The sequence below is a fragment of the Pseudomonas meliae genome (assembly GCF_001400515.1).
GTDB lineage: Bacteria > Pseudomonadota > Gammaproteobacteria > Pseudomonadales > Pseudomonadaceae > Aquipseudomonas > Aquipseudomonas amygdali.
Genome location: NZ_LJQT01000241.1, coordinates 1 through 3,959 on the forward strand (window position 1 = coordinate 1; position 3,959 = coordinate 3,959).

Below are 3,959 nucleotides of genomic sequence, written 5' to 3' on the forward strand. Positions count from 1 at the left end.
ATTGCCAAGGCCGGGACGTTCTCCTCCTCCCAGTCGTCGATATCGTCGCACTCTGGCGGCGAAGGCACGAGTCTGAAGGCGTCTTGCGCGGGCGCCTGCACTTCTCGCTGGTCAGTCAGTGGGGCACCCTGAAGCTGCAGCGCATGGCTGTGCTTGTAAAGATCATGGAATTGCTCCTTGAGCCTGAAGGTGTCAGGCGTGTGGAACTGGATCTCCCAGAGCGCGCCTTCGGGACTGCGCATCGTGACATTGACCGCTTTGAAGGCCGGCTGGTGCTTGGCAAACAGGTTGTTCAGCTTGACGCGCACATGGCCCTGATCGTCCAGCGAGGCCAGCACACCGCGCAAGCCAGCGGTGAAGTCCTGCGGATCCAGTACCACGCTGTAGCGCAACGCATCGTTCACGCCGGCCACGGCTTCTTCCAGGGTCTTGTTTTTCAAAGCCATCTGCTGCTTTAGCTTTTCTTTCAACGAGCCGACCGACTTCAGTTGATGGTCCATGCCCGCCAGTTGCCCAGCATGGGACTCGGCGACGCGCCTCAGCATGTGAGTGACCCTAGGTTCCATCTCGCGAGCACGCGTCAGTAAGCTCTGCGCCTCAAGCGCAATGTCCTCTGGCTGCACAGCGCGCAGGCGCTCGGCGGGCGGTGGCGGTGGGTCGATCAGGTCTGCTTGCTGCAGCGAGTGTAGCGCGTCTTGCATGACGCCCGCAGCCATCGTCGGCATGTGCTGCAGGTCCACCTGGGTCTGCTCGGCGTCGAAGCGACCATCGTGCATGGCCCGGGCAGTCACCTTGCCATACGGTACGCTGCGAACCCGATCAGCGAACCCTCGCTCGGATCGTTCGCACGACTCAACGATCTTGGCGAACAGCGCCGTGCCGGTGTCAGACTTCAGCGCATCGGTGCCCACCTTGATCGCGATGGTGAAGAGGTTGCGCATGCTCAGTTCCGGCTCTCCAGGGATGAGCCCCGGTTGCCCGGCCGGGAATTGCGCGTGCGAGAGCCTGCACACCGGGTAGTTGTCGATGATGGCGTGAATCCGTGCCTCAGTATCAGGCGCAGCAAGGTACGCCTGGGCGAGGCGTGGGAAGGCCTCGCCCAGCGCATCCGGCAATGGCGGCACTTCGGCACGCGATGATGCCCCCGGCTCCAGTCGAAGCAGTTGTGCATGCAGGAGCTCGGCGGCTTCACGTGCCTCGGGCAGGTGGGCGCGCCCGATGGCGTTGTATGCCTGGTTGCGCAGTTCCGTCAACACCTGAGGATCTCTGGCTTTGCCGTCGAGTGCTACACGTAGACCGTTACGCAGGTCGCGCTCAATGCCGTCATAAGTGCCGAACATCATATTGCGCGCCATTGCCTCACGCAGGTGGTCAGGCTGCGCCATGAAGCGCGCTGCCAAGGTGCTGGCCGCCCCCATGATCTGGCCACCACGTTGCAGAGACATGATCTCGGACAGCCGCCCCGCCTGGTAATGGCCGTTGTCAGGATCCATGGCCGGCGTGGCCGTTTTCGGCGGCTTGAAGGAACGTGGCTGGCCGCGGCGTACCTCGCGATCGGCCATCTCGCGCGAAATCAGCGCGGCCAGTTTGGGGTAGCCCGCGTACACGAACGCGTCGTCGCCGTCGGTGTCCATGTTGCGCTTGCGCAGTTCCGGGATAGGCAGTGCGCCCATGCGTCCGGGCTCCACGATGTCCTTGAGCCGCAGGCTGCCGGTGGTGAGCATGTCCTGCGGCACGGCACTGCGGTCGCGACCGGTCGTCCAGCGCGATAAGGTCTTGAGGTCCTCCTTCGAGCAGGCCAGATCCATGTCCGCAAAATTGGCTGGCCAGTTCTTTGATGGCACCACGATGAGCATGCCCTTGCTGTGCAGCATCTCGGCATCACTGCCCGATCTGTCGTCGAAGCCTGTGTAGCTGTACTGGATACCAAAGGACTGCGAGAGGAATTCGGCGGTGGCGTCGCTCTGCGCCACTGTCGCGACGCGTTCTTCCGGCACGGGCAGCAGGTTCTCCTTGTCGTAGGGCGGCTTGCCGATCAGCAAGGCGCCGCCTGCGGCGTCGAAGGCCTGGCTGCGCTCGCTCGGTAGGTGCACCTTGTCGTCGGCAGCAGGCACCGCCCTGACTCTTTGGCCCTGGTAGCCGCCGCTGGTGGCTAGTTCGTACAACGTGAGTTGACTTACCTCCGACGGCAGCGCCTGCAACCGGCGCTGCATCGCCTCGTGCGCCTCCTGCAGTGCCGCCTCGTCACGTGGGAAGTGCTGCAGCGCCTGCGGTGCCAGCCGCGTGGGTCCCTTATCCTTGGCAATAAGGTCACGCTGCTTCTGGCTGGCCTCACCGGCCTGCACTGCTTGCCAGGCAGAGAAGTACTCACGGAAGGCCGGTATGCGTAGTGCCACCTCCAGCTTCAGGAAGCCGCAACCATCGTTGGGGCACAGCGCCAATGCATGCCCGTCCGGTGCTGTTGGCTTGAACGGGTGCGCAGGGCCGCTGACGTCTTCAAAAAATCCCAGACGCAGTGTGCCCTCAATGACGTGATCGGTCGGCACCATCTCTAGTAGCGAGCGCTGCATCCGCGACCAGTCTTCGCGCTGCGGGGCAAGCTTGGCGATGAGCTGCATCAGGCTACTGCCCGGCGCGGTGTCTGTATAGCGCATTGCCGGCAGCAGCGACGGTGCTCCGGATGTGCCGGACAGCAACTGGGCGGGGCGACTCATGTGGCCTCGCGTGGCGCGGCTGCCGCCGAACATGTCAAAACGCCAGGGTTCGTCCTGGTAGGTGAGCGTACGCGCGAGCATGAACGTCGAAATCGCCCCAGGCAGTTGGACCTCCACCAGCGGCAAGCCCGTCAGCCGTGTAAATAGCGAGTACGGCTTGTTCGTCTCGGTCGCATTGGTCGACACTTCCTTGCCGCGCAGATCGACCACGATGTGGGTCGTGCTGCCGTTGCCGGTTGCCGGCGTAACGGGCTCGCCGGGTGCCGACCGCATGCTCAGGCGCCCGGCGTCAAGGTCGAACTGACTCGGTGGATGGGCCTGCGTAATCTTCGCTGCTTCCTTCGCCAGGCGCAGGTCCAGGGCGTCAAATACGATGTCACCGGCCTCGATCTGCGCGATCAAGTTCCAGCTCATCTCGCCGAGGTCCTCCTCGATGGCCTCGCGTGTCCGCTCCAGCGTCCTGTCAACCCATTTCCCCAACTCTTCGCGACGTTGGCGAATTTCCTGGCGCGAGCCTTCGATGTGGCGCGGCTTGCATTGCCGGCTCACCATGCTGTAAGCCTTGAGCACCTGGAAGAAGGTCAGCGCCGGGCATCGAGTGGCGTATTGTTCGAGGTCGGTCGAAGACGGCGGGACACCGCCGGTAAGGTACAAGTCGATCTTGCGCTCGATGATGGGCTGCAACGTATTGAACACGCGCAATGCGTGCCCCCGATGGCGAGAGGTCAACTCTGGGCTGCGGATCAACGGCAAAAATCCCATGCACAGGCTGCCGAGCCCCTCAAGGCTGGTTTCCCGTAGTCCGTCGTCCTGCGCGAGCACCGCAACCCGCTCCAGGGCCGACCGCGCCAGCGGACGCATCTGGCGATGGAGTTGCGCCGATGAAAGGGCCTTGAAGAGCATACCAATGTCTTGCGCGGAGGCAGACTCAAAACGCTCACGGTGCAGCTCCAGGTGCCCGGCCATTGCCAGCAGTTTGGCGCGGCCCAAAATCTGGAACTGTTCCTCATCCAGGTGCAGCAGACGGGACATCGCGTTGGCCACCATGGCGAGCTCACCTATATTGAACTGCTGCCACGGCAACTCTGCCGAGCCGGCGCGTTCGGCGAGCAGCAACACTGCCGGATGACACGCCGGCCTTCCGAGGCATCTGCTCAGCGCATTGAGCGACACAGCCACGTGGTGCTCATCCATGGCTTGTCGCAGATCGTGGTCCTCCGCCAGCCTGCCGGCCAAGACATCGGT

General features: G+C 63.4%; 1 protein-coding gene. It reads right to left on the reverse strand.

Features of this window, described 5'->3' with window-relative positions; all coding sequences use genetic code 11:
- Window positions 1–3,959, reverse strand: a 3,959-nt coding sequence (gene xopAD / locus ALO64_RS25530) for a XopAD/skwp family type III secretion system effector (protein WP_328586224.1), incomplete at both ends; no start/stop codon positions are given.